Below are 15144 nucleotides of genomic sequence, written 5' to 3'. Positions count from 1 at the left end.
CCCACTCTCCCACTCCCCCACTCCCCCACTCCCCCACTCGTTCTAATTTCTGCTAAGATGCCCTGATGCACCAGAAAAATCGCACTCAAGCTAAATCGGGATGGTCTTTAGACCAACGAGATCCAAAAGTCATTCAAGCCATGATGCCAATATGGGGGTGGCTGTACGAGAACTATTTCCGGGTGCAAACGAGCGGTTGGCATCATATTCCCGACGAGGGAAAAGTCTTGTTCGTCGGTTCCCACAACGGGGGAATTGCTGCGCCGGATATGTTCATGATGATGTATGACTGGTTTCGGCGCTTTGGCTACGAACGCCGGGTTTATGGATTGATGCACCATCTCACATGGCAGGTAGCGCCTTCGTTAGCCGAACTGGCGGTAAAATGCGGCGCGATCGTGGCCCATCCTAAAATGGCGATCGCAGCTTTGCGTCAAAATGCCAGCGTGTTGGTTTATCCCGGTGGCCCGCAAGATTTGTTCCGACCGTACCATATGCGTCATCAAATCTACTTTGCCGATCGTAAAGGATTTATCAAAGTAGCGCTGCGAGAGGAAGTGCCGATTATTCCCGTGATTTCTAATGGCGCACACGATACGCTGATTGTACTTGCAGATGTCCACGAGCAAATGCAGCAGCTAAATTCCTGGGGAATACCTTGGCTTTTCGGTATTGACCCGGAAGTTTTTCCGATTTATCTGGGTTTACCTTGGGGATTGGCGATTGGCCCGTTGCCTCATATTCCATTACCGGTGCGTATCTACACTCGCGTTTGTCCTCCCATTGTGTTTGAACGCTACGGCGATGAGGCATCACGCGATCGCGAATATGTTAATACTTGTTATGAAATGGTTCGTACTAAAATGCAGCAGGAATTAGATTGGTTGGTTAAGCACAGCCAAGATTAATCCTCTAACATTACAATTTGCTAGGAAGGTTGGCAAGTAAATCTTGCAAATTTGTATAGTTTTTTAACGCCGAAACTACCTGATGGTTCGGTTGTGCATATACGTTTGGGTAATCGATTTCGGCAAGTTCTGTTCTGACAGGATATGCCAACAGTTCTCGATCCAAACAAAATTCTGCTCGGACGCCTTTTTTGTTTCCCCGCGCATCAACTCGAATCCAGCGATCGATACTATTTAAGTATATCGCATTCAAGCCGTGTAAAGTTAAATAATTTGGTCGATCGTCATGGAAAACCAAGCGTTGATAGCAGAATCCCGCCGGAATTCCCATACAGCGCAATATCGCCGCTAACAAATGAGATTTGGCGAAACAAATACCCTCTTGGTGTCTTAAAACGCTAGAAGCTTCGCAGGTGACTACTTTGCCGTTAATATCGCAAGAGTGAGCGATATTGTCTCGCACAAACTCATAAGCTTTTTTGGCTATTTCTACATCAGTTTTTGCCTGTTGAGATAATTTATTGGCAATTGCTTGGATGTTGGGAGCGTCAAAATCAATTACATCAGATGTTGCCAAATATTCATTCATATCTGAGATTTCGCATTGCCAATTCATGACGTTATCTCCTGGAATGTTTAAATTAAATCCAATTTCATTTCGTTAGTAGGTGAAAAGCCCAAACTGGAATAGACAGGTAAGCCAGATGGCGAAGCGTGTAAAATAGCTTTCGTACATCCTTGCGATTTGAGATAATTTACTGCTGTGGTGGTGAGTTGCTTGGCAATTCCTTGTCGGCGACGATCCGGTTCGACATAAACTCCCCAAATATATCCATAATGGCGATATTCTGCGGTGAGGATATGGGGATAAAGGCCAGCAAAAAGTTGACAGCTTACGGAACCGACAACTCGACGCTCGACTTCGGCGACAAAAGCTTGATAGGCAAGTTGTTTGCGAGCGCGATCGATAAATTCAAGTGTAATATTAAACCAATCAGTTTTGATACTATTTGCTGTCACATCATTATCCAGCCACATTTGATAAAAGTGTTCGGCAATGAGAGCGTCTTCTTCAGGAAAAGCTGCTCTGATATGAATATCTAATTTCATCTCAATAGTTGGTTTTGCTGAGTGCGATCGTACCCGTATCTACTAAAAGTAATTGTAAGAATTGTAGGTTGGGTTTAACAATAACGAATTTCTAGATCCTTCCGCTCATTGCGAAGCAAATCCAAAATCCAAAATCTAAAATCCTGTCACTTCAACCCAACCTACAAAATTTATGATAATTAGCTAATCAAACATGGCGATTGAACCATGCAGCAATGTTGATTGCAGCTTTATCGATCGTTTCCGGTTCTTCATAAAACTGAAACTGAATTTTATCCCCTAACCAAACAAGCTCTTTGTCTTTGGCGGGAATCAATTCAAATATTTTTTTAGGAATCACCGGCCCGGTTGCCGCCTTGTCAGCGTGTACCATCAATGTCGGCTTGTTGAGATTTTTGATGGTTTCATCGACACGATAAGTCCATAATTCTGCTTCGCTCATCGCAGTAATGCGGTTTTCCCAAAGCCCGTGAAAATTCCAAGCTGGGCCGCGATTTGCCCAACGGATGTACCACTCATATATCGGTTTTGGTAATAGCAAAGCGTTAGGATCTTCGAGACTTACAATGGGAATATACTCCACTTCACCCGTTTGTTCGTATTTAGCCTTTGCTTGCCTTGCTCGTTCAATGCGAGCGAGAGTCTTTTCTTCGCCGCCATTGTATTCATCTGCCGTTTGTTTGGTCAGATAATGACCTGCCACTAGCGCTAATGCTTTTACTCTGCTGTCTTCGGTGGTTGCCTGAATTGCCCAATTAGTACCTTGACATACACCAAGAATGTAAATTCTATCTTTATCTACTTCTGGGCGGGTGAGCAAATAACTAACTGCGGCTTTCAAGTCAGAAACCTTTGCTTGTGGGCTTTCATAACGGCGCGGTTCCCCACCGCTTTCGCCATGAAAACGCGGGTCAAATGCTAAGGATATAAAACCTTCTCTTGCCATTCGGGTAGCATATTGAACAGGGGATTGCTCTTTGACAAATGCTACAGGGCCCAGAATCGGCAGGGCGGGTGCTGGTTGGGTCAACCCGTCAGGAATGTATAAATTACCCACCATTTCCACGCCGTCGTTTGTGAAGCTGACTCGCTCCATTGTGTAGGAGCCTCTGGATTGCGTCTCCGTCATCTGCATTTTTGCCTCCGCACTGTTACTTACTCCGGCTATACCCTGGCTGAGTAAAAAACTGCCTGCCCCGATTGCGCTGGCTTTCACGAAGGTTCTCCGCGATTGGTCAGACATTTTTAGTTTCTCCGCTAGTTGGCTCGTGCAGCGGCTTAAAAATATTGTTGCCCCACGAGCAGGTTAACTGTCTGAATGTTATTAATATCATTAAAACTGTAGATTGTGCAAATATGCAATTTTAGTATAAAAGTTTCAATCGTCTGACTTTTTTAGTCGCAAGTTGGGGTGAAGAAAATTAACTTCCGAGATGGGTTGCGATCGCAAAAAATTCAGGACAGCAACTGACAGCAGCGCCGCACCGACTCCGTGTCCGGATATATCAAGCAAATAAATACCTAAAATCCCATCGTAGAGCCAGTAAAAATCAAAACAATCGCCGCCCAGCCGAGCGGAAGGAAGAAAAACCGCCTCAGTGGAGACAGTTCCTTTGAGAGGTACGGGAAGGAGCGATCGCACATATGCAGCCGCTTCATCCAATTCTGCTTGTAATTTGTGGTTCGCTTTTTCCAACGCTTGCTTTTGGATTTGGAAATCTTGGTTGACGGTTTGTAACTTTTGATTCAATTCATACAACCGCAGTCCAGCTCGCACCCGCGCTTTCACTTCTTCCATTTCAACGGGCTTGGAAACAAACTCATCTGCGCCTGCATCAAGTCCCTCAACACGTTCCTCTACTGCTTCCTTCTCAATTCCCTTTCCCTTCGCCGTCAGCAGAATAAAGAATGTAGTTGATAACTCCGGATCGGCTTTAATACGGCGACACACTTCTAGTCCATCCATCTCCGACATCATCCAATCACAAATTATCAGAGCGGGACGATGCAGTTGCGCTTGCGCGATACCTTCTTCACCATTGCTTGCTAAGATTACATCATAACCCTGATTTTGGAGCGTTCTTTTTAACAGGAGGCGCAAGGTGTGGTCATCATCAACGATAAGAATTTTAAACATAGTACTTTCAATAAAAATTACATCTATTCCAGTTTATTATTGCATTAGAAAAGGTTGGTGACTTAAAAGTGCTAAAAAAAATTCATCTTCAAGTTAATACAGATTTGACTGCATCTGGCCAAGTTTTATCATGGTTTGAGCAGTTAAACCATCCTCCCATCCGTAAGGAAATTTGGTGGCAGTGTCAGACCCTACTTCAAGAAGGCTTTGCTAATATTGTCGAACACGCCCATAAAGATCTGCCACCTGACACACCGATCGATATAGAAGCTGTAAGGTTCGACGAACATATAGAGATTCGGATTTACAGTTATGGCCCAGATTTTGACTTAGAAGCTCAATTGGCGCAAACCCCCAAACTTGAAGATAATTTTGAGGGACGGGGGCGCGGTTTGAAAATTATATCATTACTTGCCGATTACTTTACTTACAAGAGCGCAGACGAGCGTCGGAATTGTCTGTTGATGAGCAAACAGTATTAAATTTTTATTTATTTGATTTACCATTTTTTAAAAGTTATTGCATAGTGTTAATATATGCTTGCAATTGTGTCAGCAATTCAGATGATGCTTAATTTGTTCGTCAAAAGCTGCTTCCGCAGGAGTGTCGAGAATCTTATATTGCTTAAGCGCTTCGATTCTCTCGGCTTCATTATCGGGTAAGGGTGCTTCGATCATTAAAAGACAAAACAGAGTAATTTACTAACTTTTTGTAACTTAAGATACATTTTGTAGCTTAACTGATTGCTAAGTTAAGCAGGTAAGACAAAGAATAACTTATCAATAAAATTCAATCTTTCTACCCTTTGTAGTATTTAGCGTCAAAGCTGGAAGTGTTTTGAGGTAAATCGCAGAGTCAGAGAGGTGAAGAATTTGATAGCTTCTAGGGTTCCGGTTTGGATAGAGCGACACTGGCGACACTCCAAATGCTGGTCCGAGAGAAGCAGCTGGCTCCTGTAGAATATTTATATTTATAAGGATTAGCTAGCCACACGGCGGGAGAAAAGCCCGGGAGAAACGTATAAGTCGCGATCGACTAAACTTGTTCTCCTGGGCTTTCTGCTTTGGAACTCAGGAGACAAGCAAGTGAATCAACAGCAGAATGTTGTTTTGTAAATCTCCAGAGTGTTCAAATGACTGAAAATCCTTTGTTTCAAAGTCCAGACTCAAATAACGGCCATACTCCCAGCGAAGCGCAACGCGCTTTGGAACTGGAAGCGAGATTGCCGTTGACAGGCTGGCAGCAGGAAGTGTCAAAAGGTCTGGAATATGGATTAGAAGCAGCAGAAAGTATTCGCGATCGCACCATTCCCACCTTCTCTCGCGGCGAACTCCCCCACTACGCAGGCATCAACACCTTCATGAAAGCGCCTTATGTAGAAGATGTGCGTAGAGTGGGCGAATACGATGTGGCGATTGTCGGCGTTCCCCACGACTCCGGAACTACCTATCGTCCGGGAACTCGCTTCGGTCCGCAGGGGATTCGGCGCATTTCTGCATTGTACACTCCCTACAACTTTGAATTGGGAGTTGATTTGCGCGAACAAATCACCCTTTGCGATGTGGGCGATATCTTCACCATTCCCGCGAACAACGAAAAATCATTCGACCAAATTTCTAAAGGCGTTGCCCACATTTTTAGTTCCGGCGCATTTCCGATTATTTTAGGCGGCGACCATTCGATCGGCTTCCCAACAGTACGAGGCATTTGCCGCCATTTGGGAGATAAAAAAGTTGGTATTATTCACTTCGATCGCCACGCCGACACCCAAGAAACCGACCTCGACGAACGGATGCACACCTGTCCTTGGTTTCACGCCACCAACATGAAAAACGCCCCAGCCAAAAACCTCGTACAGCTGGGAATTGGCGGTTGGCAAGTTCCCCGTCAAGGCGTGAAAGTTTGTCGAGAACGTTCTACTAACATTCTCACCGTTACCGACATCGTAGAAAAAGGAATTGATGCAGCCGTTGATTTTGCCTTAGAACGCGCACTCGATGGCACCGACTGCGTATATATCAGCTTCGATATTGACTGCATCGATGCCGGATTTGTCCCCGGCACCGGTTGGCCAGAACCGGGTGGTTTATTACCCCGCGAAGCGCTATCTTTACTCGGCAAAATAGTGCAAAAAGCACCAATTTGCGGCTTAGAAGTGGTAGAAGTTTCTCCACCTTATGACATCAGCGATATGACTTCGTTGATGGCAACTCGCGTCATTTGCGACACGATGGCACATTTAGTCATATCCGGTCAACTACCGCGCAAACAAAAACCCGCTTACATTTTCCCAGAATCGCAACCCGAACTCGTAGCCTGGACTTAAAAACTGAAAGCAGAAGAGAACAGGGAACAGTAGACCTCTTGCATATTCTTCATCTGCGTTTATCTGCGTTTATCTGCTTTCATCTGCGGTAAAAAGAGCGGGAATTCAGATTTTGCAAGCAGCCTATTCTTCTCCTTCCTCCCTCTCCCTCTCCCCTTTTTCTCAGGAGAAATCCATGCACGAAACTGACATGACAAAGGCATTAATAGTAACTGTGCGGAATTGGTGGTTAGAACAACCGGAAAAACCGAAAATTTCCCACGTTCATCTCACAGTCGGTCAGTTCACCTGCGTCGAACCTGTGAGTTTGCAATTCGCCTTTGAAGTCCAGACCCGCAACACCTTTTTAGAAGGAGCGAAGCTAGTCATTCAGGAAACGCCATTAATTGCGTTTTGCCATCACTGCCAACAAGAATATCGGCCAGAAATTGGCATTCAGTACGCTTGTCCGACTTGCCACTCGCCAATGGAAGATATTCGATCGGGCCGAGAACTGAAGATCGATCGCATTGAATATAGTTCTGATTCTGCGGAAACTTATGCACCAAACCTTTGACGCCGCTTTAGGAATTAACTTGCTCCATGCCAATCAAGCCGGAGCAGACCACAACCGCGAACATTTTGATGAATGGGGAATCACCTGTTTCAACGTGATGAGCAGTCCCGGCGCGGGCAAAACTGCATTGCTAGAAAAAACCCTAGCAGTCCTCACCAACGAGTACAAAATCGCCGTAATTGAAGGCGATATGACCACCGAATTAGATGCCGATCGCCTGCGGAAATACAACGTTCCCGTGATTGCCATCAACACAGGTCGTTCCTGCCATTTGGATTCCAAAATGGTGTCAGGCGGAATTCATCGTTTAGCCCACGAATACAACCCTTCCGAATTCGATTTAGTACTGGTAGAAAACGTTGGCAATCTCGTTTGTCCGGCAGAATTTGAAGTAGGCGAACACGCGAAAGTTGCGCTCTTGAGTTTGACCGAAGGAGAAGACAAACCCCTCAAATATCCGGTGATGTTTCAAGAAGCAGATTGTTTGTTAATCACCAAAATGGACTTAGCACCCCATCTTGATGTTGACGTGAATCAAATTGTGGCAAATGTGCGCCAAATGAATTCCCACGTCACCATCATTCCCGTCTCTGCCAAAACAGGAGAGGGATTAGAAACTTGGTTTGATTGGGTACGCTCTCAACTCGATCGATCCTCAACCACCAAACATCAACTATCCACTGTTCATTAACAACTTATCCGCACAATCCCTTGATGTGCGATCGAACATTTCTACTCATCTGCGTTCCGAAGCGTTCATCTGCGGTAAAAAATCTCTAAAATCTACTTCTCGGAGGAGCTAACACTATTAGGCTGATTGCCAAAGTTGTCAATTTTAGAGATAAAACCGCAGATTAACGCAGATTAACGCAGATAAAATCTACTTTGGCAACAGGTCTATTTGTGACAAAGCCAAAAAATTAAAGCTCAAAAGCTGTAAATAGGCCAACTGAGGAATTTTGTAACAAAAATAACAAAGCGGTGATACCTTTATTTGCTACACATATTCAACCGCTCTGAAAACTCGCCCACAATCTCTCCTATAGGAGATGCTATGAGAGTGCGATCGCCCCTTTCCTTCTGCATCCTTTTTCTTGTTACTTTCACCATTATTGTAGGTTGCGTCAACCCTGCCACCTATATTAAAACAACCACCGAAACCGATACCAGTTCCTCAGCAGTTGCCGGTGCCGTCCGTCTGGGATTCAGCGCGTGGCCCGGTTGGTTTCCTTGGCAAGTGGCGCAAGAACAAAAAATTTTTCAAGCAAATAACGTCCCGGTAGACCTCAAATGGTTTGATGGATATTTGGAATCAATTAGCACCCTAACCGCAGGACAAATAGATGCCAATAGTCAAACTTTAGGAGATACGGTTAATTCCGTATCGGGTGGCGCAGACCAAGTGATTGTGCTGGTGAACGATAACTCCACCGGCAACGATAAAGTTATCGTCCGAGATGGCATTAATTCAATTGCCGATTTAAAAGGGAAAAAAGTAGCCGCAGAAGAAGGTACGGTCGATCATTTTCTCCTTTTGTTAGGTCTGAAAAAAGCAGGGTTATCGCCGCAAGATATTCAGTTCGTACCGCTAGAAACAGGTAAAGCAGCGGCAGCATTTGTCGCGGGACAAGTCGATGCAACGGCGGTGTTCGCTCCCTTTACCACGCAAGCATTAAAGCGTGAGGGTAGTAAGGAATTGTTTAGTTCCAAGGACTTTCCGGGAGCGATTTCGGATCACCTCGTTGTGACGCGCAAATTTGTAGAACAATATCCCGATCGAGTACAGGCATTGGTTGATTCCTGGTTTGCCACATTGGAATATATGAAGGCAAATCCAGATAAAGCTTATGAAATTATGGCGAAACGAGCGGGCGTTTCTGTGGAAGAATACAAGCAATACGCTGATGGCACGCAGATATTTACAATTGAGGAAAATATTAAAGCATTTCAACCAGGGAGCGATTTGACTTCGTTACAGTTTGCCGCTCAGGAAATGAGTAAATTTCTCAAAGAAGTGGGGTTATCAAAAACGCAACCGGATCTGAGCAAGTTATTTGACGATCGCTTTGTGCAAGCTTACATGAAGGGGCTAGGAAAAAGGGGCTAGGAAAAAGGGGCTAGGGGTTAGGGAAGAAAGAATAGAGAATAGGGAAAATCCAAAATCTAAAATCTAAAATTCTATGAGCCAAGAACCAGGATCGATTAGAGATTTCATCCGAGCTAAAAAGCTCAATCCGACTGTTTTCTGGCAACTCGCCGAAGACATTCCCAAACCTCTCAATACCGCGTTGGTAATTACTTCCATAGCCGCTCCCCTGCTGCTGTGGTGGTTGGTAACTGCATTTGGCAACATCGACCCCAAATTTTTACCCTCACCCGGTAAAGTGCTGGAGGCGTTCGGACGTTTGTGGAGTACTCGCGAACTCCTCAAGGATACCGTAGCGAGTTTGTGGCGCGTCGGTGTCGGATTTATTTTTGCAGCAACGCTTTCCATCCCCGTTGGCGTGTTAATGGGCAGTTTTGCCAGTATTCGCGCTTTGCTGGAACCGCTTTTCGGCTTAATGCGCTATATGCCTGCGCCTGCCTTTATTCCTCTGCTAATTCTGTACCTGGGAATAGGAGAGGAACCGAAAATTACCCTCATCTTTATTGGAGTTTTCTTCTTCAACTCCTTAATGGTGATGGATACTGTAAAGTTTGTATCAAAAGATTTGATTGAAGCGACTTATATTTTAGGAGGCGATCGCAAACAAGCCCTGCTTCAGGTCATTTTTCCGCACGTCTTGCCGGGAATCATCGATGCTTGCCGCATCAACTTGGCAGCGGCATGGCAGTTAGTCATTGTCTCGGAACTAATTGCCGCAACCGAAGGTTTAGGTCGTCGCATTAGCGTGGCGGGTCGATTTCTGAGGACTGATGAAATTTTTGTCGGGCTAATCGTTATCGGCGTCATTGGATTGTTCTTCGATTTGCTATTCCAGTATCTGTTAAGAGTTTCTTGCAAATGGTCTAGCCAAAAACGTTAATTTTTCAGGGATTATTCAATCACCAATTATCAAATTAAGGAGATTTAAACCATGTATCTGCAAATCAACAACCTGCACAAACACTTTGAGACAAAAAACGGCACGTTAGTTGTCCTCAAAGATATTAACATGACGATTAAAGAGGGCGAATTTATCTGCGCCGTGGGAGCATCCGGTTCGGGTAAATCTACCCTGTTGCGACAAATTGCCGGACTGGATATGCCCACATCTGGGGAAGTCAGAATTGATGGAGAAGTTGTCACTGGGCCAGGGCCAGACCGAGGTATGGTATTTCAGCACTATACGCTTTACCCTTGGATGAGTGTGCAGGAAAATACCGAGTTTGGACTCAAGCTTCAAGGCGTACCGAAGAAGATCCGACGCGAGCAAGCTAGCTATTATTTAAATGTGGTAGGTTTGACTAATTTTGCTAACTCCTTGCCAAAGGAATTATCGGGTGGGATGAAGCAACGGGTGGCAATTGCTCGCGCTCTTGTTTCGGAACCGAAAGTATTATTAATGGATGAACCTTTCGGTGCGTTGGATATCCATACTAAAGAGTCGATGCACGAATTTATGTTAGACCTTTGGCAGCGCACCAATATTACAATTTTCATGATTACTCATGATGTAGAAGAAGCGGTATTTTTAGCTAACCGCATCTATGCGCTGGGTTCTCGTCCCGGTACAGTCAGAAAAGAAATTAAGGTTAAATTACCCGATCGCACTCACACCGTTAAGCGCCACTCCATCTTCCACGACTACCGGGACGAGCTGATGGAACTGCTGCGGAGACACGGACAGGAAGCTCTAGCAGCAGCATGAGTGCGAATTCTGCTAATCTAGTAGTCCGCCAAGCTATTTTTGAGGGGTTTCTCAAGGAGGACAACCCATCAAAATTAATTTGGCGGACTACTAACGATTTGAAACTGCTAAACCTGTCGAAAACTTGAACTACTATTCTCAACAACGGGACGCCTTCTCAATTAATTACCTCAATGACTTGCGCGGGGAGATTCTGGCGTGTCCTTATTTTGCTACTAATAACCTCAACCGCGATTTTGTTGGTACTAAAGGGTTTTCGGTGGTGTTTCACCGATCGCACATTGGGGAAGTCGAACAGCGGTTTCCCTTCTTCAAACCTTATCTAGACCGGGCGTTACAGCCTACGTGTAACGCTTTTTACCTCAATCCCCTACTGCTCAAGGAAGGTTCTCGCGTCGATCCGCATATCGATCGCTCATTGCGATCGTACTGCAAAGCGATCGATCCTCCGATGGTTGTCAGCGTGCTTTACGTGCAAGTACCACCCCATTTGGAAGGTGGAGAATTAGTGTTGCGAAATTACAAACAGCAAGTCGGACAAATTAAACCGCAGGTTAACACGCTAGTGTATTTTCAGGGAGATTTAACTCATTCTGTGAATGCGGTGAAAACTACTGGAACTCGTCTGAGTTTAGTTTGCGAACAATACAGTTTGAGCGAAACCGAACTAGAAGAAATTCCAGCATTTACAGTCGAGTCTAGGGCGATGAAGGCGAAAAAGAAGTAGGTTAACAGTTAGGACTAAAGATTTAGACGCTCTGCGTAAGTCCTACTGAAATTTCTAATTACAATCCACTCATAATTATGCCATCCTTCGCTCGCATATAAAGAACTGGTGTAGCAAAGTCGGGTTTATCCAGTCCAACATTAATAGAAATGGCATTGCGAGTTTTTTGAATGGCTGTATCTACAGGCAAACCTAGCGCTAAGTACCGATAGAAATAGTCAGCAAAAAGCTTGGCTGTGCTGTCGAGGATAGAATATTTCATGGCTACTACTGCGGGGATACCGCGCCGGACTAAGTTAGGTGATAAACCTGCAAATGCTTGATTGGAAGACAGTTCTGCACCTTGACAGGAATTTAGCACAGCTAAACCTAAATTGCGGTTGCCTAAAAACAAGTTGGCGAAACCTACTTCATCTAATAATTTAGAATTCTTGTTTTCATCTACGAGGGCAATAAAGCCTTTATTGTCCTTAAATTCACCATGACCGATGAAGTGAAAAATATTGTAAGGCTTTTCAGACAATTTTTGGTCAATGTTGCGAATTGTGGCTTCTTGCAGCACATCTAATTCAATCTCGCCTGCATTGATGTGTTTTTCTAGGGCTTCGCGGATGAGACGTTCTTCGCCAGCAGCATCTAATTTGGTTAAGTTAGTAGGACTGGAAATGACTAACAGGATTTTTAGCGGTTTGCTGGCGGCTTTGGCTTTGAGGTCGCGCTTTTCTAGGCGAACGTCAATATAACGGGAGAGTACGGTTTGGGTGTTATTCCCTAGAAAGGTGTTAGTACTTTCATCGTAGAGAAATTCCCAAGGTAGGGCGGCTAGTTCTGGAGATTCAAAAGTTAAGCGCAGGCGCACGTTGTCTCCATGAGCATTTGCGCCTGCTATTGTAGCTCTTAAATGGCTGTGAATTTTTGGGGGGAAAAGTGCTTGGTAGAGTTCGCCGCCTAATGCTTTGAGTAAATCGGTATCTGTTTGTCGAGATTCAATTAGTTTTAATGTAAGCTTTATTCTGTTCATCTCCAAGCGCAATTCGCCCGAATCGTCACCTTGATCTGAGGAAGCGCGAATTTTCTTGTCTGCTGTCACTAATAGTTGAAAATCGAGGTAATTCATGGTAAGTTTAGGTTGTAGGTTTTGACGGTTTAAAGATTCATCTCTCTCTTGGGAGAGTTCTTGTTGTAAAGGTGTAACGCGGGGGGTGAGTTCCTGTTCTCTTCCAGAAACTTGCAGATTGACATCATCGATTAATCTTCGGACATCTACTTCGTCATAGCTATTTTCGCACTCAATTTTATACCGACCAGCATCTAAGCGCTTCTTCAGTTTATCCAGAGGGTAGGAATAAGGTTCCTGACTGCCTTTGCAACTGTTGCAGTTACAGGGAACCAGGGTGTTATATTGCAATCGTTCGTAAGATTGGTGGATTTTTTCTAGTTCGTGGGTGACGACTGCTAACAGTTCTTTTTTGCGGTTTCCTGATACGCGAATTTTAATTTCTCGTTGATTGTAGTTTTCGATGACTTCGGCGCGAGTTTGGTCTTTGTTGAGGATAACGCCGCTTCGCCAAACCAGCTTTTGTTGTTCAATCCAAGGGTGGGTTTCTACAATAAAACGGGTGAGGATGCCTTTAGGCATGAACTCGTATTCGTAGCGCAAAATTAGGTTGTTGGTTTCATCCCAATTATACTCATGTTGGTTGATATCGAGTAGTTGAGGGGCAATGTAGGTGTTGGGAGAATTGGGAATTGGGTAGCAAAGTTTGAACCGCATCATTAGATGCAGCAATTCATCTCGCATATCGGCATATTCGTTTTCATGCCAAATATCTTCGAGGTCATTCTGTGTGAAACGGCCCAGATTTTCCTTTACTTTTTTATTGTCCAACACTTTGTAAACCGCAGTTGTGCCCCATTCCGGTTTGAGGATGATGGTATTTTTTAGTACAGGGTCTTTTTGGAAGTGGAGGCAAACGCCAAGGTCATGCAAATATTGACTCAACCGCAGCATATCTTTGCTGTCAGTTAATTTATTGTGTCGGCAAATAGTGCGGTATTCTTCCAGGCTAATGTAGTTGCGGGAATCGTTTTCTAGGGCAGAACGAACTCTTACCCAGAGTTTTGGTAAAGGTGTACCGACGTGGGGAAGATTACTGATGTAAAGCTGAATATTTTTCTTTATTTCTGATAGACCGCGATTGGTGGCTAAGTTGGTTGGCAGTGCTTCTTTTAGGTTAGTGAATTCTCCGCGCAACTGGCGCACGTCGATCTCGCATTTCCGGTCTTGTTTTTCATTTTCGATGATGATAACGGGGCTATTATTGCTTAACAATTCGACGACTTTGAGCCACCAATAAAAGTCTGTGTTTTCCTTGCGACTGTCTGCAACTAAGGCATAAAGAGAACGTTCGGTAAGGAAAAATTGGTGAGTTTGGTGGTAAATTTCCTGTCCGCCAAAGTCCCAGATATTGACGCGAAAATTTTGTCCGTTGTGTGGGAAATCCCATCGCAGTACGTCAATACCTTCGGTTGATTTCTCCTCTGGTTGGAGTTCGTAAGCTTCGTCTTCAATTTTCTTGGCTAAAGAGGTTTTACCTGCTCCCCCTTCACCGATAATCAAGAATTTTGCTTCGTAGAAAGGTTCGGTTTCTTTTGGGTCTTGTGTCCGGAAATAGAAATCGAGGATTTCTTTTGCATTCCCTGAAGCCAAAATTTCCGGTGGAATAGGGACTGGATTGCCTCTGAGGTAGAGGGATTGCAGATTGGTCAGTTGACCGAATTCTGCTGGCAGTTGGCTCAGTTGATTGTTGTAGAGGTTGAGGGATTGCAGATTGGTCAGTTGACAGATTTCTGCTGGCAGTTGGCTCAGTTGATTGCTGCTGAGGTCGAGGGATTGCAGATTGGTCAGTTGACAGATTTCTGCTGGCAGTTGGCTCAGTTGATTGTCGCTGAGGTCGAGGGATTGCAGATTGGTCAGTTGACCGAATTCTGCTGGCAGTTGGCTCAGTTGATTGTTGTAGAGGTAGAGGGATTGCAGATTGGTCAGTTGACCGAATTCTGCTGGCAGTTGGCTCAGTTGATTGTTGTAGAGGTTGAGGGATTGCAGATTGGTCAGTTGACAGATTTCTGCTGGCAGTTGGCTCAGTTGATTGTCGCTGAGGTAGAGGGATTGCAGATTGGTCAGTTGACCGAATTCTGCTGGCAGTTGGCTCAGTTGATTGTCAACTATCCAAAGTTCTTCAAGCTGCTTGAGTTCTCCAATTTCCGCAGGTAAAGCCTTTAACTCATTCCCGATAGGACCGACGATATCGCCATCTTCGTCATACTCATATTTACCGAGAATCAGTTTTTTGAGTTGAGTCAACTTGCCAATCTCAGGCGGCAAAACCGTCAATTCCTTGCCAGAGAGGTCGAGTTCCGTCCACCCCTCCCCCGCCGCCTGTTCAATTACCCGCAGCAGTTCTTCCTCAGTCATCACCATTCGCTAAACCATCATTCAACACTATAGCCGAACAATTACAGTTGAGAT

The 15144-nt window shown here is 44.7% G+C and carries 13 protein-coding genes, 3 pseudogenes and 1 riboswitch; of the genes and pseudogenes, 9 read left to right on the top strand and 7 right to left on the bottom strand.

Annotated features, from left to right (window positions below; all coding sequences use genetic code 11):
- The first annotated feature begins 65 nt into the window (after window positions 1-65).
- The gene (locus H6G03_RS02880) at window positions 66-908 is read left to right on the top strand and encodes a lysophospholipid acyltransferase family protein (RefSeq protein ID WP_190461886.1); all 843 of its coding nucleotides are present in this window, start codon (window positions 66-68) and stop codon (window positions 906-908) included.
- A 10-nt stretch (window positions 909-918) separates the two neighbouring features.
- On the opposite strand, the gene H6G03_RS02875 is transcribed toward H6G03_RS02880, so the two are convergent.
- From H6G03_RS02875 to H6G03_RS02860, 4 genes and pseudogenes are all read right to left on the bottom strand, one after another.
- Entirely contained in the window at window positions 919-1524 is a 606-nt protein-coding gene (locus tag H6G03_RS02875; RefSeq protein WP_190461884.1) for a transglutaminase-like domain-containing protein, read from the bottom strand.
- 20 nt (window positions 1525-1544) lie between these two features.
- Window positions 1545-2018 carry a GNAT family N-acetyltransferase gene (locus H6G03_RS02870; protein ID WP_190461882.1) on the bottom strand — a complete coding sequence of 158 codons (474 nt, stop codon included), beginning with the start codon at window positions 2016-2018 and terminating at the stop codon, window positions 1545-1547.
- A 187-nt stretch (window positions 2019-2205) separates the two neighbouring features.
- Entirely contained in the window at window positions 2206-3261 is a 1056-nt protein-coding gene (locus H6G03_RS02865) for an alpha/beta hydrolase (RefSeq protein ID WP_190461880.1), read from the bottom strand.
- A gap of 150 nt (window positions 3262-3411) precedes the next feature.
- Window positions 3412-4155 (bottom strand): annotated as a pseudogene (locus H6G03_RS02860) (response regulator); the annotation flags it as partial.
- Window positions 4156-4223: 68 nt separating this feature from the next.
- Here H6G03_RS02860 and H6G03_RS02855 point away from each other — a divergent pair.
- Entirely contained in the window at window positions 4224-4637 is a 414-nt protein-coding gene (locus H6G03_RS02855) for an ATP-binding protein (protein WP_190461876.1), read from the top strand.
- A gap of 69 nt (window positions 4638-4706) precedes the next feature.
- Here H6G03_RS02855 and H6G03_RS38650 read toward each other — a convergent pair whose 3' ends face one another.
- Entirely contained in the window at window positions 4707-4832 is a 126-nt protein-coding gene (locus H6G03_RS38650) for a hypothetical protein (protein WP_255512165.1), read from the bottom strand.
- A 194-nt stretch (window positions 4833-5026) separates the two neighbouring features.
- Window positions 5027-5171, top strand: a riboswitch (guanidine-I (ykkC/yxkD leader).
- Between the two features lie 116 nt (window positions 5172-5287).
- On the opposite strand from H6G03_RS38650, the gene H6G03_RS02850 reads away from it, so the two are divergent.
- From H6G03_RS02850 to H6G03_RS02820, 7 genes are all read left to right on the top strand, one after another.
- Entirely contained in the window at window positions 5288-6481 is a 1194-nt protein-coding gene (locus H6G03_RS02850) for an agmatinase family protein (protein WP_190461874.1), read from the top strand.
- 175 nt (window positions 6482-6656) lie between these two features.
- Window positions 6657-7037 carry a hydrogenase maturation nickel metallochaperone HypA gene (hypA, locus tag H6G03_RS02845; RefSeq protein WP_190461872.1) on the top strand — a complete coding sequence of 127 codons (381 nt, stop codon included), beginning with the start codon at window positions 6657-6659 and terminating at the stop codon, window positions 7035-7037.
- The gene (gene hypB, locus H6G03_RS02840) at window positions 7021-7728 is read left to right on the top strand and encodes a hydrogenase nickel incorporation protein HypB (RefSeq protein WP_190461870.1); all 708 of its coding nucleotides are present in this window, start codon (window positions 7021-7023) and stop codon (window positions 7726-7728) included. Before hypA ends, hypB begins: the two co-directional genes overlap by 17 nt.
- Window positions 7729-8091: 363 nt before the next feature.
- Window positions 8092-9144, top strand: a complete 1053-nt coding sequence (locus H6G03_RS02835) for an ABC transporter substrate-binding protein (protein ID WP_190461868.1) — start codon at window positions 8092-8094, stop codon at window positions 9142-9144.
- Between the two features lie 73 nt (window positions 9145-9217).
- Window positions 9218-10063: an ABC transporter permease gene (locus H6G03_RS02830; protein WP_190461867.1), complete on the top strand. Its 846-nt coding sequence runs from the start codon at window positions 9218-9220 to the stop codon at window positions 10061-10063.
- Window positions 10064-10114: 51 nt separating this feature from the next.
- On the top strand, window positions 10115-10888 hold the full coding sequence (locus tag H6G03_RS02825) for an ABC transporter ATP-binding protein (protein ID WP_190461865.1): 774 nt from the start codon (window positions 10115-10117) through the stop codon (window positions 10886-10888).
- Between the two features lie 124 nt (window positions 10889-11012).
- A complete protein-coding gene (locus tag H6G03_RS02820) occupies window positions 11013-11615 on the top strand; it encodes a 2OG-Fe(II) oxygenase (RefSeq protein WP_190461863.1) in 603 nt (200 codons plus the stop codon).
- A 58-nt stretch (window positions 11616-11673) separates the two neighbouring features.
- Here H6G03_RS02820 and H6G03_RS39670 read toward each other — a convergent pair.
- A pseudogene (locus tag H6G03_RS39670) lies at window positions 11674-12558 on the bottom strand (CHAT domain-containing protein); the annotation flags it as partial.
- A 198-nt stretch (window positions 12559-12756) separates the two neighbouring features.
- A pseudogene (locus tag H6G03_RS02815) lies at window positions 12757-15090 on the bottom strand (COR domain-containing protein); the annotation flags it as partial.
- Window positions 15091-15144: the final 54 nt, after the last annotated feature.

This window comes from Aerosakkonema funiforme FACHB-1375 (genome assembly GCF_014696265.1).
GTDB classification, from domain to species: domain Bacteria; phylum Cyanobacteriota; class Cyanobacteriia; order Cyanobacteriales; family Aerosakkonemataceae; genus Aerosakkonema; species Aerosakkonema funiforme_A.
Note: the sequence above shows the minus strand (reverse complement) of the source record. Positions and strands in the feature narration are given on the sequence as shown.

Bases quoted from the DNA above. Each gene is read 5' to 3' on its own strand.
- hypB (WP_190461870.1), top strand. From the start codon at position 7,021: ATGCACCAAACCTTTGACGCCGCTTTAGGAATTAACTTGCTCCATGCC.
- H6G03_RS02835 (WP_190461868.1), top strand. From the start codon at position 8,092: ATGAGAGTGCGATCGCCCCTTTCCTTCTGCATCCTTTTTCTTGTTACT.
- H6G03_RS02880 (WP_190461886.1), top strand. From the start codon at position 66: ATGCACCAGAAAAATCGCACTCAAGCTAAATCGGGATGGTCTTTAGAC.
- H6G03_RS02830 (WP_190461867.1), top strand. From the start codon at position 9,218: ATGAGCCAAGAACCAGGATCGATTAGAGATTTCATCCGAGCTAAAAAG.
- H6G03_RS02870 (WP_190461882.1), bottom strand. From the start codon at position 2,018: ATGAAATTAGATATTCATATCAGAGCAGCTTTTCCTGAAGAAGACGCT.
- H6G03_RS02875 (WP_190461884.1), bottom strand. From the start codon at position 1,524: ATGAATTGGCAATGCGAAATCTCAGATATGAATGAATATTTGGCAACA.
- H6G03_RS02850 (WP_190461874.1), top strand. From the start codon at position 5,288: ATGACTGAAAATCCTTTGTTTCAAAGTCCAGACTCAAATAACGGCCAT.
- H6G03_RS02825 (WP_190461865.1), top strand. From the start codon at position 10,115: ATGTATCTGCAAATCAACAACCTGCACAAACACTTTGAGACAAAAAAC.
- H6G03_RS02865 (WP_190461880.1), bottom strand. From the start codon at position 3,261: ATGTCTGACCAATCGCGGAGAACCTTCGTGAAAGCCAGCGCAATCGGG.
- hypA (WP_190461872.1), top strand. From the start codon at position 6,657: ATGCACGAAACTGACATGACAAAGGCATTAATAGTAACTGTGCGGAAT.
- H6G03_RS38650 (WP_255512165.1), bottom strand. From the start codon at position 4,832: ATGATCGAAGCACCCTTACCCGATAATGAAGCCGAGAGAATCGAAGCG.